At 28.5% G+C, this 22,622-nt stretch carries 20 protein-coding genes; 6 read left to right on the top strand and 14 right to left on the bottom strand.

Annotated elements, in window-relative coordinates:
• Positions 1–55 precede the first annotated feature (55 nt).
• Positions 56–1,033: a cobalamin biosynthesis protein CobD/CbiB gene (locus A966_RS03295; RefSeq protein WP_008722504.1), complete on the bottom strand. Its 978-nt coding sequence runs from the start codon at positions 1,031–1,033 to the stop codon at positions 56–58.
• Between the two features lie 44 nt (positions 1,034–1,077).
• Positions 1,078–1,662, bottom strand: coding sequence for a histidine phosphatase family protein (locus A966_RS03300; RefSeq protein ID WP_008722507.1), 585 nt, complete (start codon positions 1,660–1,662; stop codon positions 1,078–1,080).
• Positions 1,663–2,039: 377 nt separating this feature from the next.
• On the opposite strand from A966_RS03300, the gene A966_RS03305 reads away from it, so the two are divergent.
• The 6 genes from A966_RS03305 (at position 2,040) to A966_RS03330 (ending at position 11,737) form a co-directional block, all read left to right on the top strand.
• On the top strand, positions 2,040–3,530 hold the full coding sequence (locus tag A966_RS03305; RefSeq protein WP_008722509.1) for an aryl-sulfate sulfotransferase: 1,491 nt from the start codon (positions 2,040–2,042) through the stop codon (positions 3,528–3,530).
• A gap of 265 nt (positions 3,531–3,795) precedes the next feature.
• Positions 3,796–6,192: a sodium-translocating pyrophosphatase gene (locus A966_RS03310; RefSeq protein ID WP_008722511.1), complete on the top strand. Its 2,397-nt coding sequence runs from the start codon at positions 3,796–3,798 to the stop codon at positions 6,190–6,192.
• 187 nt (positions 6,193–6,379) lie between these two features.
• Positions 6,380–7,588 carry a hypothetical protein gene (locus A966_RS03315; protein WP_008722513.1) on the top strand — a complete coding sequence of 403 codons (1,209 nt, stop codon included), beginning with the start codon at positions 6,380–6,382 and terminating at the stop codon, positions 7,586–7,588.
• A gap of 36 nt (positions 7,589–7,624) precedes the next feature.
• The gene (locus A966_RS03320) at positions 7,625–8,380 is read left to right on the top strand and encodes a hypothetical protein (protein WP_008722514.1); all 756 of its coding nucleotides are present in this window, start codon (positions 7,625–7,627) and stop codon (positions 8,378–8,380) included.
• A 228-nt stretch (positions 8,381–8,608) separates the two neighbouring features.
• The gene (locus tag A966_RS03325) at positions 8,609–10,441 is read left to right on the top strand and encodes a methyl-accepting chemotaxis protein (protein WP_008722516.1); all 1,833 of its coding nucleotides are present in this window, start codon (positions 8,609–8,611) and stop codon (positions 10,439–10,441) included.
• A gap of 309 nt (positions 10,442–10,750) precedes the next feature.
• On the top strand, positions 10,751–11,737 hold the full coding sequence (locus A966_RS03330) for a P1 family peptidase (RefSeq protein ID WP_008722518.1): 987 nt from the start codon (positions 10,751–10,753) through the stop codon (positions 11,735–11,737).
• A gap of 241 nt (positions 11,738–11,978) precedes the next feature.
• On the opposite strand, the gene ftsH is transcribed toward A966_RS03330, so the two are convergent.
• The 12 genes from ftsH to A966_RS03390 all read right to left on the bottom strand — a co-directional run bounded on the left by ftsH (position 11,979) and on the right by A966_RS03390 (position 22,589).
• Positions 11,979–14,069 carry an ATP-dependent zinc metalloprotease FtsH gene (gene ftsH / locus A966_RS03335; protein WP_008722520.1) on the bottom strand — a complete coding sequence of 697 codons (2,091 nt, stop codon included), beginning with the start codon at positions 14,067–14,069 and terminating at the stop codon, positions 11,979–11,981.
• A 74-nt stretch (positions 14,070–14,143) separates the two neighbouring features.
• Positions 14,144–14,830 (bottom strand): NlpC/P60 family protein, encoded by a 687-nt coding sequence (locus A966_RS03340; RefSeq protein ID WP_008722522.1) that lies wholly within the window; start codon positions 14,828–14,830, stop codon positions 14,144–14,146.
• A 79-nt stretch (positions 14,831–14,909) separates the two neighbouring features.
• Complete coding sequence (locus tag A966_RS03345; protein ID WP_008722525.1) at positions 14,910–15,506, bottom strand: NlpC/P60 family protein; 597 nt, start codon at positions 15,504–15,506, stop codon at positions 14,910–14,912.
• An 88-nt stretch (positions 15,507–15,594) separates the two neighbouring features.
• Positions 15,595–16,173 carry a DUF4390 domain-containing protein gene (locus A966_RS03350; RefSeq protein ID WP_008722527.1) on the bottom strand — a complete coding sequence of 193 codons (579 nt, stop codon included), beginning with the start codon at positions 16,171–16,173 and terminating at the stop codon, positions 15,595–15,597.
• A gap of 63 nt (positions 16,174–16,236) precedes the next feature.
• Complete coding sequence (locus A966_RS03355) at positions 16,237–17,241, bottom strand: hypothetical protein (protein ID WP_008722529.1); 1,005 nt, start codon at positions 17,239–17,241, stop codon at positions 16,237–16,239.
• 71 nt (positions 17,242–17,312) lie between these two features.
• On the bottom strand, positions 17,313–17,873 hold the full coding sequence (cyaB, locus tag A966_RS03360) for a class IV adenylate cyclase (protein WP_008722531.1): 561 nt from the start codon (positions 17,871–17,873) through the stop codon (positions 17,313–17,315).
• A 7-nt stretch (positions 17,874–17,880) separates the two neighbouring features.
• On the bottom strand, positions 17,881–18,423 hold the full coding sequence (mreD, locus tag A966_RS03365) for a rod shape-determining protein MreD (protein WP_008722532.1): 543 nt from the start codon (positions 18,421–18,423) through the stop codon (positions 17,881–17,883).
• Positions 18,420–19,295, bottom strand: a complete 876-nt coding sequence (gene mreC, locus A966_RS03370; RefSeq protein ID WP_081588930.1) for a rod shape-determining protein MreC — start codon at positions 19,293–19,295, stop codon at positions 18,420–18,422. Before mreC ends, mreD begins: the two co-directional genes overlap by 4 nt.
• 59 nt (positions 19,296–19,354) lie before the next feature.
• Entirely contained in the window at positions 19,355–20,380 is a 1,026-nt protein-coding gene (locus A966_RS03375) for a rod shape-determining protein (protein WP_008722537.1), read from the bottom strand.
• Between the two features lie 3 nt (positions 20,381–20,383).
• Positions 20,384–21,325, bottom strand: coding sequence for a tetratricopeptide repeat protein (locus A966_RS03380; RefSeq protein ID WP_008722539.1), 942 nt, complete (start codon positions 21,323–21,325; stop codon positions 20,384–20,386).
• 23 nt (positions 21,326–21,348) lie between these two features.
• Positions 21,349–21,762 carry a bactofilin family protein gene (locus A966_RS03385; RefSeq protein ID WP_008722542.1) on the bottom strand — a complete coding sequence of 138 codons (414 nt, stop codon included), beginning with the start codon at positions 21,760–21,762 and terminating at the stop codon, positions 21,349–21,351.
• Between the two features lie 11 nt (positions 21,763–21,773).
• Complete coding sequence (locus A966_RS03390) at positions 21,774–22,589, bottom strand: CheR family methyltransferase (protein WP_008722544.1); 816 nt, start codon at positions 22,587–22,589, stop codon at positions 21,774–21,776.
• Between the last annotated feature and the right edge of the window lie 33 nt (positions 22,590–22,622).

The raw sequence follows: 22,622 nt of genomic DNA on the forward strand, positions 1-22,622 counted from the left end.
AATCAATATTTATATTATTTAAAGCCTATAATCATATTCTTATTTATTATCTTGTTTAGAAAATTATTGAAGATATTAACATAGAAATAAGTTTAATTATTATCAAAATAGCCAAAGAAAATATTGCAGAAGTTAGCATTAGTTTATTGGCTTTTTCTATATGTTCAGAATTTAAATCTTCTAAGTATTCACCTACTAAAGGTCTGTCATATATTTCCCCGTCTTTAATATATTCTCCCCCAAGCTCTATATCTAAAGCACCAGCAACACTTGCTTCCAATCTTGCTTTATTATTTTTGCCGTCTCTTTTTAATGCCGTAAATGCATTTTTATATTCATATCTGAAGAATATAGATGCAACAATGCAAACTAAAGATGTAAAGAATGAAGGTATTATATTTAATATATAGCATAATTTGATATTAAATATTCCGAATATATCATTACTTTTATTTTCATCTATGTATATAGTATCAGAAGAACTTTCAGAAAGTACATATATAACTTTATAGGCTATACAAAGAGGGGCACCTCCCAATAACAAAAATATAGCCGGATATATATAATCTTCTGAAATACTTATTATAGTATATTCTATAGTATTTTTAATAATTTGTTCTTCTTCTATATCTTCAGTATCAATTTCAGCATTTTCTTTTAAAAGTGATTTTGCCTTTTTTAAATCATTTGTAGTCAAGCTATGATATATATATGAGCTTATTTCTAAAGGTTTTCTAATTCCTAATGTCATATAACATAGAGCAAGCTCTATTATTAATCCTAGTATGAAATGCACTTTATACAAAAGCATTAAAAGAAAGAAAGGAATTAAAAAAGATACAGCTATGAGTATTAAAGAAGATAGTATTCCTACCGTATATGTCAATATTTTATTTTCAGGATTTCCTTTTTTTCTAAATAAATCTTCTGATATAAAATGAAGTCTTGATATAAAAACAAAAGGATCAAATTTTACATTTTTAATAAATATATTTAAAAGAAAAGATATAGGCAGTATTAATAATATTCTCATGTTGCTTATTCCAATAAAAGTTATTACTAATAATCATCGTAAAATTATAACTTTTCTATAATATTTATATTATTTTTCTCATCTATTTCTGTATAATATCCGCATCCATTTTGTAAAAGATAATCATAAAATCCCAATTTCTGCTTATCAAATCTGCTGAATATAGACATAATAACTCCTCCATGACTGACTACAGCAGTATAATCCAAATTATTTTTCTTCATATCTTCTATAATATATAGGTATGCTTTTTCTGTTCTGCTAAAGAAATTTTCGGAAGTTTCTCCATTAGGTACATTGCTTTTCCAATTAGTTCTGAAAAATTCTTTATAGTAAGGATTATTTTTTAATTCATCATGATTTTTTCCTTCAAAATCTCCGAAACTTCTTTCTCTTAAATCATTCAAAACTTCTTTTTGCATATCATTAAAGTATATATCAGCGGTTTCTAAGCATCTTTTTAATGGACTGCAATACAATTTCTCTACAGGTTTATAATTATCTATTATTTTTTTTCTATCATTTAAAGCTTTTTTTCCATCTTCGCATAATGGAGCATCTGTAGATCCCAGCCATCTTCCTTCAGCATTTAATTGAGTTTGCCCATGTCGTATAAATAGTATTTTCATAATGATAACTCCTAGCTTTAAAATAATTTTCCATAAATTTTTAACATTAATATTGACATTATAATGATAGTTTATTTTTTTTCAATAATATTATTTTTGTAATAGTAAATTTATGTAAAAATATTATGTAATTATATAAACATTATTTAGAAATAAAGCAATAGATTATAGAATAGGTAAAATACCTAATTTTGGCTTAATTTATGACAACACAACACAACACTAATCTAACATTTCTATTTTTTAATAAAATCAATCTTTATTTTTTAGCTATAAAAACATATTCCCATAATATTATCTTTATCAATACAAAAAAACACTATTTATTAATATCTCATGTAAAAAATAATTAATATAAATATCTTAGGGGAATGATTATGAAAAAACTATTATTTACTATTTTACTCATTACAGGTTTATTTACTTTATCTTGTAAAGATAAAGTAACAAGTCCTCTTAATAATCCAATTGGAATAACTGTTAATCCTAATGGAACAACACCATTGTCAGCAGTTTATACAAGAGAAACAGTAAATACTGCTCCAATAACAGTAACAGTTAAAGGTTTATATGGAGAGCCTGATATAATACATACTTACCCTGCAGGTTATGGCAGAGAGTTTGAAATACATGGTATGTTTGCAGAATCTCAGAACACTATTGAAGTTAATGATGGCGGAAGAATTATAACTAAAAATGTTTATGTAGCATCTTTACAAAATGGGATACAAAAAAAATATGATGTGTCAATCAATAATTTACCAGAAGAAAAATACAAAAATAATCCTGAATTGTATTTTATTATGGCTATTACTTATTTATATTCCATAGGAATATCAGAAAATGGTTATGTAAGATATATACAAACTGGTTATGGTGGTACAAAACTAGTAATTGAAAATAAAAGGATGTTATTATATCCAGAGATTAGTGGAAAAATTACTGATTTATTAGGAAAAGAATTAATAAAGTATCCAACAATTTCTCATCATGATACTATAAAAGTTAATGGTAATTATATTTATTTATCCTTTTCAACTTGGGGATCAGAGGATAGATTGGTAGAAATAAATAGTGCAGGTTCCAAAGTAAGAGAATTAAGTTTTGGAAAATTGATACAAAATTCTTTAGATTTAGAAAAATATCCTGAAGATGAGGCTGTATTTAAACAGATAGTTTTTGGAGAGGATGTAAATAATATATATACTGTAAGCGGACAGCAAAAATCTATAGATTGGTTTCATGGTAATTCTTTAGTTTATGATTCTTCAACTGATATTTTATATGTCTCTATAAGACAGAGAGCAGTAGTTGCTATAGATTATTCAGAGTGGAAATTGATATGGTGGATGGCTGATGAAACATTAGCTACAGAAGTTCCAGGTGCTATACCATACGATGTACATTTTAAAGATTTAAAATCATTAGATGCTTATAGAGTAAAAGGTGATGGAATGAATGACGGACCTAAGAATCAGCATGCTTTATTTTTACTTGCTAATGGTAATTTAGGTATGTTTGATAATCAAGGAGATGAAGAAAATAATCCTAATGGTTCGAGATATGTAGAATACCAAATAACGGGTACACATGGTAATTACATGGCTCAAAAAGTTTATGAGTATAGAGATACTTCATTATATTCTCACAGTATGTCTGATGTAGATTTTACAGGAGATAATTATCAGAATTTATTATTAGCATATGCAGATCCAAAAGCTAGAATTTTAGAAGTAGAAAAAAATACAAAGAATGTTTTATTCAGATTAGATTTACCATTTATGAGTTATAGAGCAGATAAAATGCCTTTATATTATGATGAAGGAAGAGTTTATTCAGAGGACTGTAACTTGAAAAATCCTAATTGATTATAATTTGATAAATTAAATTAAGGCTTGATTATAATAGTAATATAATTAAGCCTTTTTTATTTTTATACTATATATTAATTTTTTAATAGTGCGTTTACATTTTATTAACAAATAATAATAAACTACATATAGCTAAATAAAATTTTATATAGGTCTGGTATGTATAAAAAATACTATAAAAAATAATTGACAATTTATCGAATTTGCGTTATAATCAATAACTGTACAAAAACTAACAAAATTTAAAAAATAGGGTATGTGTATGAATTATGAAATATTAGCTGAAAATGCCCGCTTTTTTACAATATCAGCGGCAATACTCACATTAGCTTTCGCATTCTATTTTTATAAATGGATGCGTAAGCAGGACGAAGGTAATGAAACTATGAAAGAAATAGCTTCACATGTTCGTTCCGGTGCTATAGCTTATCTTAAACAGCAGTATAAAGTTATAGCTTTCTTCTTTGCTGGAGCTTTCATTATTTTTGCTATTCTTTCTTATGCATTAAAAGTGCAAAACCCTTTCATTCCTATAGGTTTTTTAACAGGCGGTTTCTTCTCAACTCTTTCTGGTTTCTTGGGTATGAAAACTGCTACTTATGCATCTGCTAGAACTGCTAATGCTGCTAGTAAATCTTTAAATGAAGGTTTAACAATAGCTTTCCGTTCTGGGGCAGTTATGGGACTTACTGTAGTAGGTCTTGCTTTGTTTGACATATCATTATGGTTTATAGTATTAAATGTATGGCTTGATAATAGTTTATTCGGTACAGACTTTTTAAATTTAGCTGCTACAGGAATAGCTAAAGGTACTGCTGAATATACTGCAGCTAAAATGCACTTTGTAACTACTACAATGCTTAGCTTTGGTGTAGGTGCTTCTTTCCAAGCATTATTTGCCCGTGTTGGAGGCGGTATATTTACTAAAGCTGCCGATGTTGGTGCTGACTTGGTTGGTAAAGTTGAAGCTGGAATACCTGAAGATGACCCTAGAAACCCTGCAGTTATAGCCGATAATGTAGGCGACAATGTAGGTGATGTTGCTGGTATGGGAGCGGATCTTTATGAATCTTATGCAGGTTCTATACTTGCTGCTATGAGTTTAGGTTCTGCTGCTTTTGGATATATTAACCCTAATGTAAGCCCAATATATGCTGTATCTCTTCCTATGATACTTGCTGCTATTGGTACTCTTTCTTCTATAATAGGTGTATTCTTCGTTAAAACTAAAGAAGGTGCTACTATGGGAGAATTATTAAAATCTTTAAGAGTTGGTGTTTATGTGAGCAGTGCTATTATTATAGTAGTATCTTTCTTACTTGTAAAAGCACTTCTTCCAAACAATTTAGGATTATTCGTTTCTATAATCGTAGGACTTATAGCTGGTAATGTTGTTGGTTTCTTCACAGAATACTATACTGCAGCTGAATACAGACCTACTCAATGGGTAGCTGAACAATCTAAAACTGGTCCTGCTACTGTTATTATAGGCGGTCTTGCTGTAGGTATGCAGTCTACTTTAATACCTGTTGTTACAGTAGTTATTTCTATAATGTTGGCATTTGGTTTTGCAGGCGGTTTCGGTTCTGAAGCTTCTTCTTTCTCTCAAGGTTTATACGGTATTGCTTTAGCTTCTGTTGGTATGTTATCTACTTTAGGTATCACATTAGCTACTGACGCTTATGGTCCTATAGCTGACAATGCAGGCGGTAATGCTGAAATGTCTGGTCTTCCAGAGAGTGTTAGAGAAAGAACAGACGCTTTAGACTCTTTGGGTAATACTACTGCTGCTACTGGTAAAGGTTTTGCTATATGTTCTGCTGCTTTAACTGCCATGGCTTTGATTGCTGCTTATATTGAGGAAATTAAAACTTCCTTGGGAAGAATGATTAATTCTGGTAACCTTACTTCTATAGATATAGGTACTGTTCAATATACTGCTAACAGTGCTAAAGAATTATACGACAAAGTTGTTTATAGTTTAGGTATGAATGAGTTTATGAATGCTTTCAATATTCACTTGATGAACCCTAAAGTATTAATAGGTATATTTATCGGTGCTATGTTAGTATTCTTCTTCTGTGCTTTAACTATGAAAGCTGTTGGTCGTGCTGCTGCAGGTGTTGTAGAAGAAGTTAGAAGACAGTTTAGAGAAATTAAAGGCTTGCTTGCTGGTGAAAAAGGCGTAAAAGCTGATTATGAAAAAGCTGTTCAAATTTGTACTAAATCAGCTCAAAAAGAGATGATTGTTCCTTCTGTACTTGCTATAATAGTACCTGTTGTAGTTGGTTTCTTATTCGGAGTACCTGCTGTTATAGGTATGTTGGTAGGCGGTTTAACTGCAGGTTTTGCTATGGCTGTTATGATGTCTAATGCTGGCGGTGCTTGGGATAATGCTAAAAAATACATTGAAGCTGGTAATTTGGGCGGTAAAAAAATCATAGATGAAAAAACAGGTGAAAAAATTACTAACCCTAATCATGCTGCTGCTGTTATAGGTGATACAGTTGGTGACCCATTCAAAGATACTTCAGGGCCTTCAATCAACATTCTTATCAAATTAATGAGCTTGATAAGTGTTGTATTTGCTGGTGCAATAGTAGCTTTCTCACCAAAAATTCAGGCTCTATTAGGTATAGCTGATCAAATTATTAAGTAATAACTTTATTTAATATTAAATATATAAGCTGTCTGACTTTAATTAGTTGGGCAGCTTTTTTTATTTAAATATGAACTATAATTCTTTTTATTATACAATAATTATTAAATAATGGTAATTTCATATTTGTTTATTTATTTATTTATAATACTAATCGTACTTAATATTATTAATTTTGAGGTAATTTATGAAGTTAATATGTATTTTTATGATTATTTTAACATTATTCAATTTATCAGCATGTACAAAACATGAATACTCGGTATATTATCCAAGCACTCCAGAAACTCCAAGCACTCCAGAAACTCCTTCTATTTATGAAGATATTAATTTTATGTATTTAGATAGTAATTATACCTCTGTAGAAAATAAAACAGATATTATGTGTATATTTTTTAAAGATATTGAAGATATGGTAATTTTTTCAGAAAAAGAAAATGATAATGAGTATTTAGTTTCTGTAATATTAAAAAATAATACTTCTGTTTTAATGAGATATAAAAATAAAAAAATATTTCCTGAAACAATTAGTTTTTATAAAAATAGTACCATAATAAAAGGATTGGTAAAAATGGATTTAGTTAAATATAATAATATTGATGTTACATTTTATATGAATGATACAATGGAGTTAATATCCGGTATAGAACTAAAAAATGATATAAAAAATTATAAAGAAAATTTTAATTTAGATAAAGATGAAAATTATAATCTTAATATAATGATGAATAGTTTATTCATATTAAATTCAATTAATAATCATATTACTAATAATGGACAATTTCAAGCAAGAGCTGGATTTGGTCCCATATTTCAAGCATTAGGTACAATAGTAACAGGTATAGCAGAAGGGATAATGGCTGCTGTTGGAATTCTGGTTGGATTAAGTATAGTAACTGCAATTATTGTTGTTCCATTAATTAGTTTAATTACGGATTCTGCTAAAAAAGCTTTAGAATCAAAAAAAGTTGATGAACAATTTGTTATAAATTATAGAAATAGTTCTGCTGTAATATTGAAAGATAATCAGGATATTGTATTTGATGGTGATTCATTTATTGTTAATAATGTTCTTAATTTGGTGATCCCCATAAAATCTGATTTAGCACCTATAAGATGGTATATAAAACACAAGCCTGATAGTATGAGTTATGCACAAATTGGTCAATATTTTTTGTTTAAAAATTATAATAATAATCCTATATCAATTAAACCAGATGGTTTGATAGTTAATCTTTTAGTTTCAGGAGGAATGTCAGAGGCTACATTTTATATAAAAAATGAAAAAATACAAAATTTGCCGGACGGAGAATCTATAATTATATGTTTTGAATTTCCAAAATATTCTATAGTTAATGGATATTATACTGATAATTTATGTATTGAAATAAAATAATTATAGTTTAATATATTAATAATTGGAGTGATACTTATGAAAATAATTAAATATTTTTTATTTGTAAATATTTTAATTATCACTATTACATATACTGCATTTGCTAGTTTGGAGATAAATTTTCAAGGACATTATGGAATTGCTTTTCCGTTTAATTCTATAAAAGTAAATGATAATTATAAAAATACTATTTATGATAGCGTTAAAGGTACTTTAGGTTTTGAAGGAGCTATATTTTTTCAAATTGGAAATTATTTTAAATTATTTGAAGATGATTATACAAGCATTATTAAAGGTGTGAGTTTATTTGGAGATATTGGTTTTAGTATTAATGCTTTGATGTCTGATTATAAAGAAAATAATATAAAATATACAGAGATACTTGGATTTTATTCTATGCTGGTTGGAGCTACTGTAAAGTTAAATTTCAGTAAAATATCTATAGGATTTGGTACAGGAATAATAGCTCCTTTATATGCTGTTGTTTCTTCAAGTAAATATGGCGGGGTTATATCGGCACCTGATGATTTAGATAATTGGAATGTTTCTGATATGAGAAATCTATTTAAAGCTCCAATAATGCCTTATATAAAACTCACTGTTGAAGGATTTATATATTTAGTTCCTAATTTTGCTGTTACTCTTGGAGGATATATGATGTATAATTTTGGTATGCAGTACAAAACTGATGCTGTGAATAATAATTTAGGTAATAATATATATAATAAATATAATTTTTCGACTCTTTCTATTGGATTAGTTTTAGGTATATCTTTTGGCAGATGTAATTGATATAGTTTTATTTTAGTTTTTATATGAAATTATTAAAAAAATTTACTTTATGCACTATAAAAGTAAAAAAGATATATTTTTGTTTGACTTTATATGATTATAATTTATAATAATTTTCTAAAATAATCAAAAATATTTACTTCTATTAGAATATTGTTTTTACTGTTTTTTTGTAAAAATTCTATTATTGTTTTTTATAAAGATAAAATATCGTATAAGGAAAATATTATGAAAAAAATTCATTCCATTAGAGTAAAAATGCCTATAGCAATAAGTATTTTAAGCACTATATTTTTAGTTTTAATAGTTGCTATATTATCATACAGATCCCATATTACAATTAAAGATGCCACATTGAATGGTTTTAATAATACAGTAAATGGTTATAAAGACATGCTTGATGTTTGGCTTGATGATAGTAGGAATTTGATAGAAACCTATTCTGTATCTCCTATAGTAAGAAATTATCTTCTAAATAGAAATGTAGATATTAGAACTACACTTACAGAGTTTGAAGGCATTAATGAATATGTACTTGATATAGGTATTACAGATACTAATGGAATAGTTTTAGATAATGTTAATAATGTAAAGATAGGTGAAAATATAACCACAGTAAGACCTAATATTTTAAATATATTAAAAAATAATAATAATAAAGCCTCTTTCGATGACGGCATACAAAGATCAAGTGCTGATAATAAATGGTCATTAGCTGCTATTTGCGGTGTTAATTATAATGGTGAATACATAGGAAATATATATATGATTTTGGATTGGGAGGAGCTTGCTGTAAAGCTTCAGGATTTGAAATTGCCTGAAAGAACTAGGATATTTGCTATTGATGATGAAGAGACAGTTGTACTTGACACAAAAAATGAAATCAATACCAAAGCGAATGAGGCTTATGGAGAAATTATAAATAGCGGTTTATCATCTGGTGTTATGAATTACATATCTTCTGTAAGTGATGATCCTAGAACAGCAGTTTACAGCAAACTTCAAAATTTATCTTGGTATTTAATTATGGCTATGGATGATAAAATTATTTACAAGGCTAATAATGATTCTATAATAATATCTATCATTATATGTATTTTATCTATCATTTTTATAAATATATTCGCTTTTATTTATATTAAAAAAGTTACTCATCCGCTTAAAAATTTAATGGATCATGCAACTAGTATATCTGAAGGTAATATTACTGTTAGGACTAAAAATAATTATGGAAAAGATGAGTTTGGAGAATTAGAAATGGTTTTTGATATTATGAGCAGCAGATTAGCAGAAGTAGTTTATAATGTTAATAATGCCTCTAAAGAGATAATGACCGCAGCAGAAAATATGATGGAAAGCAGCAGCGAATTATCGGCAAGAACAGACACTCAGTCATCTAGTTTGGAAGAAACAGCAGCCAGCATCGAAGAAATGGTTTCTAATATAAAGATTTCAGCTGAGAACTCTATTCATGGTAAGGATATGATGTCTGAGTCTATTACATTCATTGAAGATGCTGCAAACATTATATCACAAACCGCTTCAAATATAGAGGATGTTTATCAGTCTAGCGAGAAAATAAAAGATATTACAAAGATTATCGAAGATATTGCATTTCAAACGAATATACTTGCTCTTAATGCTTCCGTAGAGGCAGCACGTGCTGGAGATCATGGTAAGGGATTTGCTGTTGTTGCTTCTGAAGTAAGAAATCTAGCTCAAACCACTCAGGCTTCTGTAAAGGATATTACAGCATTAGTTGATAGCACCTCAAGTAAAATAGATATAGCAACTAATACTGCTAAACAATCGCAGGATATATTTGCCAAACTTCAAAACAAGGTATTAGAAACTTCAAAGCTGATGGAAGATATCACTTCAAATGCATTACAACAGCAGTCTGGAACTAATCAGATAAGCACTGAAATTAATAATATGGAAACGGTAACTACTCAGAATGCTACCTTAGCTGAAAACTCAAATGAGATATCAAAAAGTTTGGTTGAAAAAGCCAGATTTTTAGAAAACAGTATTGAGTTTTTCAAAATTTCTCATAATTGATAAAATGCAGTTATTATAATAGACTTGTTTTAAAAGTACTTTATAAGATTAAGTATAAAATTATAAACATGATGTTTTATAATTTATTATTTTAGTATATAGATATGCAGTCTTTCGCGACTGAGGATTTTGTATACCACACTTCACGGAGTGTACCTCGTAGTGTTAGTCCACACAAAATTATAAAAAATTAGTTTTGAAAAAAGTCTAATGTGTAATACCTAATTATACAAATTATTTTATTTTAAATTTGCATTTCTTTTTATTTTGTTTTATAAATATAATATCAAATAAAAATAGGATAAAATTATGAAAGAGATAAAAATAACAGATATAGAAAATATTAAAATAGGCAATGCTCAAAATAAAGATGCAGCAACAGGCTGTACTGTTATAATATGCGAAAGAGGGGCGGTTACTGGACTCGATGTTAGGGGAGGAGGACCTGCTTCAAGAGAAAGCGAACTTACAAAACCATTTGCTTCGGCAGAAGTTATACATGCTGTGCTTTTAAGCGGAGGAAGTGCTTTTGGTCTTGATGCTTCCGGAGGCGTTATGAAATATTTAGAAGAGAGAAATATAGGTTTTGATGTTGGAGTTACAAAGGTTCCTTTGGTTTGTCAGTCTTGTATATTTGATTTGCGTGTTGGGGATTATAAAGTTCGTCCGGATATTAATATGGCTTATGAGGCTTGTATCAATGCTCAAAATAATAATCCAAAAATGGGAAATTATGGAGCTGGTACAGGTGCTAGTGTTGGAAAAATACTTGGTGCTGATTATACTATGAAGTCTGGGCTTGGTTTTTATGCTGTTCAAATTGATGATGTTAAGGTTGGTGCTATAGTTGCTCTTAATGCTTTCGGCGATATTTATGATTATGATAATGGAAAAATGATTGCTGGTCTTCTTAATGAAAATAAAGATGGGTTTAGAAGTTCTGAAGAGGAGCTTATAAAAATAACGCAGAATAATAATTTGTCTTTTACTTCTAATAATAATATAGTTACAAATACTACAATAGGAGCTGTAATTACAAATGCCAAGTTTACAAAGTCACAAATGGGAAAAATAGCTTCTATGGCACATAACGGCTTTGCTAGGGCTATAAAACCAGTGCATACTACAGTAGATGGCGACAGTATTTATGCTATGAGTGTTGGGGATATTAATGCTAGTTTAGATTCAGTTGGAACTATTGCTGCAATAGTTATGGGTAGGGCTATTAATAATGCTGTAAAAAGTGCTGAGGCTTCTTATGGTTTTAAATCTTATAGTGATATAATGAAAAATTAATTCTTATTAAAATTAGAATATTATTTTTATAAAAGTAAACTAGAAGTGCTTATTAAATTAGTGCTTCTAGTTTTTTAATTTTGTCTAATAAAAAAATAGATTTTGGGGTGGGCGGGCGGGCAGGATAGATTAATAAAAAAATTAAATTCTTTTATTTTGTAATTATTAATATTTTTTAAGCAATTAAAAAAGCCATAGTATAAATAAATACTATGGCTTTTATATTGAAAAATATTTGTTTTTATTCTTCTGTTTTTTTCTTTTTAGAAGAAGGTACTTTTTTTACACTAGATTTTTTTATTGATTTTACTTCTTCTTTTTTTTCTTCTTTCACTTTAAGAGGAGAATTAAATACTTCTTCTTTAACGCTTTTTACTTCTCCATCTTGATAAGCAGAAGGATCTTCAAGTTCATCAGTTCCCCTTTTAGGGTCCTTACCAGCATAAACTAATTTGTCTTTAACTTTATCCAATTTGACTTCGCATATTCTCTCTATATCTTCTATGTCGAGAGATTCTTTTTCAAATAATTCTCTTGATAAACCCTCAAACTTATCAGCATTCTCAGCTATTAATTTTTTAGTTCTTTCATAAGCTTTCATTACAAACTTATGTACTTCTTCATCTATTTTCTGAGCAGTCTCTTCACTGTAGTCTTTATGTCTTGCTATTTCTTTACCTAAAAATATAGGCTGTTCTTTTTGTCCGAATGATATAGGTCCTAATCTGCTCATACCCCATTCGCATACCATTCTTCTAGCAAGTTCAGTAACTCTTTCTATATCATTAGAAGCACCTGTAGTAACAGAATCTTCTCCGAATTTGAACTCTTCAGCAACGCGTCCTCCAAGAAGCAAAGACATTTCATCAATGGCTTTTTTTCTTTGAAGAGTATATCTTCCGTCTGAAGGTAAAGTCCAAGTAGCACCTAAACTTCTTCCTCTAGGAACTATAGTAACTTTATGCAAAGCATCAGTATTTTGAAGAAGAACTGCCATTAAAGTATGTCCTGCTTCATGATAAGCAGTATTTAACTTTTCTTTTTCGCTTATCAAAATACTTCTTCTTTCAGGCCCCATCATAACTTTATCTCTAGCCTCTTCAAAATCAGAAAGCTCTACTCTTGATTTATCATTTCTAGCAGCTATTAAAGCAGCCTCATTAACCATATTAGCAATATCAGCTCCAGAAAAACCTGGAGTAGCTCTAGCTAAATGATACAAATCTATAGAAGGATCATGCTGTATTTTAGCAACATGTACTTTGAATATCCCTTCTCTTCCTTTTACATCAGGCAAATCAACAACAACCTGTCTGTCAAATCTTCCAGGACGAAGCAAAGCAGGGTCAAGTACATCAGGTCTGTTAGTAGCAGCAAATATTATGATTCTAGTATCAGTATTAAAACCGTCCATTTCAACAAGCATTTGGTTTAAAGTCTGCTCTCTTTCATCATGACCGCCACCGTATCCAGCTCCTCTAGTTCTTCCAACAGCATCAAGCTCATCTATAAATATAATACAAGGAGCAGATCTTTTTCCCTGTTCAAATAAATCTCTTACTCTTGAAGCTCCGACACCTACAAACATCTCAACAAACTCAGAACCAGACATACTAAAAAATGGAACATTAGCCTCACCAGCAACAGCTTTAGCAAGTAAAGTTTTACCTGTACCCGGAGGGCCTACTAAAAGCACACCCTTAGGTATTTTAGCACCTAATTTTGTGAATTTGCTTGCATCTTTTAAAAACTGCACAACTTCCTGCAATTCTTCTTTAGCTTCTTTACAGCCTTCTACATCTTTGAAAGTAACTTTTACATCCTCTTTAGTTAGAAGTCTCGCTCTGCTTTTACCAAAGCTCATAGCCCTGTTATTAGAACCCTGAACCTGTCTGAACATAAAAAACCAAAGTAAAAATCCTATTAAAAGTATAGGCAGTAAGTTTACAAGTATGAGACTTAAATAGCTGGGCTTTTCTGCCTCTCCTCTTACTTTTACATTATTATCTATAAGCAAATTAACAAAACCGCTTGCTGTAAATGGTATAAATGAATAAAAGTTTATCTCTGTAATTTTACCATTAACAGTTTCTATAGCTTTACCATTTCTTATGTTTTGATCAACTATAGTAACTTCTTTAACGACACCTTCTTTAACTTTTTGTACAACTGTAGAATAATCCCATTCCTGAGCTTTTACCTGCGGTGTTTTTTGAAAGTACATTATAGCCATTACAACTACCATTGTAAGAAGAAGTATGATTATAATTTGATTTCCGCCTCCGCCAGATTGAGGCATAGATTGTCTTCTATTATTTCTTTTACTACTCATGTATTCTCCAAACTTATTTTAACTTTTTTATATATAAATAAATATTAATAAAATATCAAATATTTACAAATTTATTATTTAGGTATATCCAAGATAGTACCATAGCTATTAAAGCAATGAGATGCTAAAGAAGAAACTCCTCCGCCTCTCTTAAGATAGCTGTTTATTGTTTTCCCATCTTTTTTAGCCAAATCAGGGTATTTTAAGTTCATATATCCAACTATAAGTCCTTTACTAGTAGAAGCATGAATATATGTTACAGTTTCATCTTCTTTATCAACTCCTATTACTATACCTGCATGCGTAAGTTTTTTATCATCGGATGTAGTTTTGTCAAACATTATTATATCTCCTACATTCGGCAAAACATCTTTATAAATTTTTTTGTATTTTGACAAAGTAGTATATATAGTTTTTACTCCGCCGGAATCTAAAATTGCCTGTTTTTCAAATACCGCTATGTTAGAAGTCCAATAAACTGCTGCTACATATCCCGAACAGTCAAAGCGAAATGTTTTTTTCTCTTTGGAAGTAGGGTGTGTTAATGTAGCTTCTTCATTATATTTGTAATGTTTATTCAAATAAAAGTTAGCCCATTTATTTATATCATTTCTAACTTTTTGCTTTTGAGTATCATTTATTTCAACGCCTTTCTCTTCCAGCTGTTTTTGATATTCTTTATCATATCCGTAAGTTTGAGTAAATGATACTGAATTAAACAACATCATAAATAATGATAGTATAATAATATAAAAACGCATAATACACTCTTATATATAGTAAGTTATTTTATAAAATATTAGTAAAAAGTCAAGGCAATTTACAATATTATTATTTATATTAATTTGGTTTTTCTAATACAGTGCCATAACTGTTAAAACAATGAGAAGCTAGTGAATAAGGAGCATCTCCTCTTCTAAGGTAGCTATTTATTTGTTTTCCGTCTTTTCTTGCTAAATCAGGATATTGTAAATTCATATATCCTAAAATAGGACCTTTACTCGTAGATGAATGAATATATGTTATAGTTTCATCTTCATCTATATTTATAATAATTCCTGAATGTGTCAGCTTCTTATTCGGATCTGTAGTTCCGTCAAAAAATATTATATCTCCTATATTTGGAAGTGAGTTTTTATAAGTTTTATTTTCTTTTGACAGTATATAAAATATATTTGCAGTTGAACCTTTAAGTGTTATTTCTGGATTTTCAATGGCTGTCCAATATACAGCTGCTACAAATCCGGAACAGTCAAAATTAACTTTTTTCTTTTCCTTTGTAAAAGGATTAGTAATAGTGTCGCTTTGATTGTATTTATATTTTTTATTCATATAAAAATTAGCCCATTTTATTATTTCAAGTCTGATATTTTCCTGATTGAAAGCAGGTACATTAAATAGTAATGAGATAATTAAAATACTAATATAAAAACGCATATAATCACCTGTAATATTTAATTTTTTTATTATTTTTTTATAATAATTTTCATTAATTATAAATCGGATTTTTAATTATAAATAATAGTTACATGTTATTATAATATAATTCTTTAATACTGAATTCATCAGATTTTAACCATTTTATTCTATATTGTATAGGCGTTATTATATTAAAAAATGCTGATAAATAAGGATATGCATTTTGAAACTGCATGGATAACCTAGTTTTGAATATGTATTTATTATTTTTATTTAGTTTATTTACATTAATTACTTCTATTCTGTTTATCTGATAAATATTTTTAATTAATATTTCTAAATCAGAATTTCTAGTTTCCCTCATAGTTTCGGAGTTTAAAACTACATATTCTTTAGTGAAAAAGTCATAATATAATTTTTTGTATATATATATTTCTCTTACATTATCATTGATAATCAAATTCTTTTTTATCAAATCAACCCTATAGTTGATAAACAATATTATTCCATTATCTATATATTTTTTGATATTCTGATATATTTCATTTTCATAATGAGTTCTTACATCAACATAAAGCATATCATCATATATATAGCTTCTTGAAAAATATAATCTTAATTCATAAGAGTATGATATTTTTGAAATAATTATAAAAAATAATAATAGTATAAAAATTCTTTTCATAAATATTATTTTACTTTTTTTGTAAAATATTACAATATAAAAAATCCAACTAATAATTAATTATTATAAAAATATACTTACTTCTATTCCGATTTTATTTTCCATTTTTTTGTAAGCATATAATTGTCTTGATCTCAGATATTCATATTTAAATGCAAAAACTATTCTATAAATTTCAAAACCAACTCCCACAGCTATATGAGGATATAGTTTCTGATAGCTGTCAATAACAGGATATCCTTCTCCTCTCTTTTTTCTATCTATCGTATTAATCTCATCATAATTTCCAGCTAAATATATCCCTGTTATTAAACTTATTTCTCCCCATATAGGAAATCTAAAATCTGTTCCGAAATACATATTAAATAAATTTACAAAGTTTGATTTTTTGAATCCTGTTATAGCGAATGCAGTTCCGCCGTAAAAAGTAAACCAACCCCAATTATAGTGCAAAGAAAAATGCATCTGTTCAAAACCAACATCTCTAAATTCTTCTTCATCTTTATTGTATAATTCGCTGTCTCCTAATATATCTCCGCTTATATGAGAACAGGTATGTCTTAGAGGAGTGAATCTGAATCTTAATTTATTTTTATAAATATAATCAAAATACGCTTCAACTTGCATATGAGTACCATACATCAAACTTATTCCATAATATCTGTCATATCCTTTAGGGTAGGCTGATAAGAAAAATTGAGTCAAATAACCTACGCCTATTCTGAATCTATGATCATTATTATATTCAAATGCTATTGGAGATGCTTCGGTTGCTAATGTAGGCTGATGAAATATCAATACAGAATCAAAATCATAATTACCTTTATTATACATCTCTTTTATATTTAAAATATCACCGAACCAAAATTTACTATTATAAACATTAGGGTCAAGCCAGCCATATAAATATCTGTCTGTTTCAAAGTTTCTAAATGGATTATATCTCCATTTTATTTTTGTATTTTCTCTGTATTCATTCATTTTGTTTTCTAAAGAATTTTCTGCATTTTGAGAATAAATAGGCAAAGTAAATAAAATGAATATTATAATATATAATAGTTTTTTCATAATGATTTCCAATTTTTTATAAATAATCAAACATTATATATGAAAAATTCATTTTTTCAATAAATTACAAATTATAAAGTTATTTTTTTAGCAAGCAGATTTATATATGGTTCTGTTTCTATACAGTTTTTATCTATACCTATTTCATTTAATATGGATTTTAATTGAATTATTTGATTTTCTATAGTTTCATTTGAGTTTAAAAACTCTATTTCTATAAAGTTGTCTAAATTTTTTATTTTTGAAATTTCTACTAAAGCATTTTTATATATAAAGGCATAACCTTTTTTTTCTTTTTTTACATACTCTTTATATTTCTGCAGTTTTGATAAAAAGTTAATAATAAATCTTGCTTTTTTCTTGCTGACTTTAATTTCTATTTCTTCATTAACTTCTACACCTTCAATTAAGTTTCTTTCTTTTGTACAGAAAGTATATCTTCCATGTTCTATTCTAAGTCTTATACAGTCGCTAGTTTTTATATTTTTTTCTTTTATATCATTTTCTTTTGCATAGTAAATATCTTTTTTAAAATACTTTTTTTTGAATTTAGCATTATTTCTCAAAAAATTTAAAACAGAGTCAAAATCTTTTATATATGCTTTTATTTCAATTTCAGAGTTTGCTTTCATTATTTATTTACTCACTATATTCTTTCGAAGTGCTGTCATCTACATGTATTTTTTGCTTATCATAAATTAAAGGAGCTAGTTTTTCAAATAAGATAAATGCAGGTGAAGATAATATTACTGTAAGAGGAAGTCCAACAAGTAATTCAGATCTTATTAATACGGCAACATTTGAAAGATCTGAATATATAGAAGTTACCAAAAATAATGCTATAATTTTTATTAAATATCCAATTAAAGTTACAAATATTCCAGCAGCAATTTGTTTTATGAATATTCTAGTATTGAAGAAACCAACAAAGAAGCCTATGTTTAAAAATATTATGGCATAAGAACCGAAAGTACCGCTTGAAACAATATCCTGCAAAAGCCCTATGATGAAACCATATATTATACCGTCAAATGAACCATATCTAAATGCTATGAATACTAAAAAAATTAAAAGTAAATCAGGTTTGGCACCTAATGCCACTCTTATTAAATCATAAGCTGGAGATGACTGTATAAGAAGCAAAATCAGAGTTGTAATGATTACTGTTACTATTCTTTTCATTTAGCATCTCCGTTTTCTGCATTATCTTCTTCATTAGCAAGCATAATTATTTCTTGGTCTGGAACTTTTTTTATAACATAAACATTTTCTAAAGTAGAGAAATTAACAGTAGGTTCAACATAGAGATCATGGAAAAGTCCGTAATTTTTCTTTTCAACTTTGAATATAGTGCCTACTAATATACCTTTAGGAAATACTCCTCCCATACCGCTTGTAACAACTCTTTCGCCTTCTTCAACATCCATTTGCAAATCTATATACTGCAAATGTGTCTGAGTAGATTTAGGGCTTTGTCCCACCATTATTCCTGTAGTTCTTGAGCTTTCAAGCATTACAGATATTTGGGATCTTTGATCAACTAGAGATAATATTCTACTGTTGTATCTTCTTACTTCAACTACCTTTCCAACCAATCCTTTATATCCGTTTTGATATGATATAACAGGCATTCCTACAACTATTCCATGTGCACTGCCTTTATTTATAACAATAGTAGTGTAGAAATTCTGAGGGTCTTTAGAAACTATTTCAGCATATTCTAAAGGATATTCATCAGTAGGAGCTTCATTTAATAATGCTCTAAGTCTGTCATTTTCAGCACTTAACTGTTCATACTCCAAAGCAGCTCCGCTTAATTCAGCTATTCTATCCCTTAATATCTGCACTTGACTTTGAAGAGTGAATATATCTGTTATGCTGGTATAAAGATATACAAAAGCTCTTGATACGCTTTTGGTAGCACTTTGAATAGGGTATACTCCAAGTGCATAAATAGACTGCAGATTAAATACAAAATTGCTTCTATTTAAGACCATAAACATTCCTGCCACAAGATTAAGCAGAATATAAAGTGTAAGTAGTTTATGTTTTATAAAAAGTTTCACGTATATGAATATCGGCTATATTAATTAAAGTTTTATAATTTTTCCGATTAAGAGTATCGTCTATAATTCTTTAAATTTTTAGTTTCTTCTATAAACTTTCCGCATCCTATAGCAACGCATGTAAGAGGACTTTCAGCAAGAATTACAGGCACACCTGTTTCCATAGAAATTAGATCTGTGAATCCCGGAAGTAGGGAAGTACCTCCGCTCATAACAATGCCTCTCTCTACGATATCAGCAGAAATCTCAGGCGGTGTCTGATTAAGTACAGATTTCACAGCCTCTAAAATTTCTACTAGTATATCAGCTATAGCATCTTTAATTTCTGCACTGTTTATAGTAAGAGTTTTAGGAAGTCCTGATACAGAATCTCTTCCTCTTATATCCATAGTTTTTGATATGTCTCCTTTATAAGCATGACCTATATTGATTTTTATCTCTTCAGCAGTTTTTTCACCTATATAGAGGTTATGAGTTCTTTGCATGTATTTGATAATAGCATCATCAAGTTCATCGCCTCCAACTCTTATAGAAGCACTTCTTACCATACTTCCAAGTGAAAGTACAGCAACTTCAGTAGTACCTCCTCCTATCTCTATAATCATATTTCCATGAGGCTCATTTATAGGCATATCTGCACCTATAGCAGCAGCTCTTGCCTGTTCTATCAAAAATATTGTTCTAGCTCCAGCCTGTTCGCAGCTTTCTCTAACAGCTCTTCTTTCTACTTCAGTAATTCCTGTAGGTATACCTATAGCTATTCTAGGTTTTACCAAAGTCCTTTTATTATGTACTTTATTAATAAAGTATCTTATCATCTTTTCAACAGTTTCAAAGTCAGCAATAACTCCGTCTCTCATAGGTCTTATTGCCGCTATTGAATTAGGTACTTTTCCTAACATTTGCTTAGCTTCATTTCCTACAGCAATAACATTTCCTGTACTTTTTTCTATAGCTACAACTGAAGGCTCAGCCAAAACAATACCTTCACCCTTTACATATACTAAAGTGTTAGCAGTACCTAAATCTATTCCCATATCACTTGAGAACATATTATATAACCAGTTAAACATTTATTATAATCTCCTTAAAGTATCCCTAGCGGGCTTATACGAATTATCTATTTTTAGAGCTTCCCTAAACATTTTTACAGCTTCGTTTCTTCTTTTAGTTTCTAAATATAATGTTCCTATACTATAATATAAATCAGGATTTTTTTCATCTATCTCTAATGCCTTTTTATAAAAAAATTCGCTTTCTTTATATAATCCTTGTCTGTAATATAAATTACCTAATTTAAAATAGGTTCTGGATTCAAGCATAGTATTATTATTAAATTTACCATCCATAGACGATAATATTTGTATAGCTTTTGTATAATCTTTATCACCCTCATAAGCATTGGCAAGTTCATAATATAATTCCATATTTATAAATTTATCACTATTTTCTTCTAGCTCTCTGTCAATAGCATCTTCTAAATATTTTACAGCATCTTTAAATAAACCTATCTCATAACAAATTTTGGATAATTCTATAGCTGTTGATACTCTATTATCGCCCTCATTTATTGCTTCTATATATGAATTGTATGAATCAATATAATAAGCATGCCCTAATCTTTGATAACTGTATGCTAATCTTTGATGTATGATATTCTTGTTTTTTATGAATTTGAAAGATAATAATAATTGATTAGCATATCGTATGATATTTTCACTTGCATTTACAATAATTTCTTTTTTATCAGATCTTATAAGAATATCATAATATAAATCTATTCCTGTTATAAGTATATTTTTATTTAAAGGTTTTTTACTGTAGAGATCATTAAACAAAAATGAAGCATTATTATAATCTTCTGATTCCATATAGTCATATATAGATTTCAATCTTTTTTTTTCTATATAGTTTGAAGTAAATAAATAAGCAGCTGATATTACAGCTGCAGCAGTAATTAAGGTTGCTGCCACAATATGTATGCTAATCTTTTTTTCAACATTATATAGGTAAGGCATTATTATTTAATGTAATCCATAAATTAATTTTGATTATCTGCTGTGTTACCATTATTATATAATTCTAAAATGGTTTCTTTAGGATTAGTAAGCGGATCCTGAGATACTATACATAATCCTTCTAATATAACTCCGTTTTGTATTATAAGTTCAGGAGTTCTTATTTCACCAAGCACTCTGCTTGTAGGCATAAGCATTACTCTGTTTTTTGCCTCTATATTTCCAATAATTATTCCTTCTATAACAGCTGAAACAGTTTTTATATTTGACTTTACTTTTCCTGTAGCTCCTACAAAAACATTATCAACTTCTAATTTTTCGCCTTCATAGCATCCGTCAACTCTCAAAGTTCCGTTTAATGTAAATTCTCCTTTGAAGTATGAACCTTCGCCTATAATAGAATTAGATTCTGTATTATCATTTCTTCTTGAAAACATCAATAAAACTCCTAATTTTTAGTATATACTATGGAATTATCTATATTGTTAAATTTAAATTTTGTATCTAACCCAAATAATGATTCACTATGTCCTATAAATAAAAAACCATGTTCATTTAGTATGTCATAAAATCTATTAACAGTAAGTTTAACAGATTCATTATCAAAATATATAAGAACATTCCTGCAAAAAATAACATCCATATTTGCTTGGCTTCCTCTATGCCTCAAATTATGATAATCAAAAGTTATTAATTTTTTTATATCATTTTTGATGGAGTATTCTCCTGAGGATAGTTTATCAAAATATTTATTTAAATACTCTTTTGGAACATTTTCAACCTTATGTTCATCATATCTTCCTTCTTTAGCCGCTACCAAAGAATTAAGAGAAAGATCGCTTGCAAATATTTTTATATCCTCTGCTCTTATACCCGGAGTTTCCAAACAAGTTATCGCTATGGAGTAGGGTTCTTCTCCTGTAGAGCAGCCTGCACTCCAAATTCTTATTTGTTCGCCTGCTTTTTTATATTTCATTATTTTGGGCAGAACATAATTTTTAAGCAGTTTAAAATTCGGCTCATTCCTAAAAAATTTAGTAAGATTTGTAGTAATGTTATCTAAAAATTTTTTTAACTCTTCTTTATCAGAGGAAATAAGTTTATAATAGTCTTCTACTACTTCCAATTTTTTTTCTTTCATAGAAGAAGCTATTCTTGATTCTAAAATAATTTTATTAATAACATTAAAACATATACCGCTTTCTCTATATACAAAATCTTTAAACAGATCGAATTGTGTTTCGGTTAATTTTATCTCATTCAAAACAAGTTATTCCAAGTAAATAGGTAATAAATT

Origin of the sequence: Brachyspira hampsonii 30446 (assembly GCF_000316195.1) — a bacterium.
GTDB classification, from domain to species: domain Bacteria; phylum Spirochaetota; class Brachyspiria; order Brachyspirales; family Brachyspiraceae; genus Brachyspira; species Brachyspira hampsonii_C.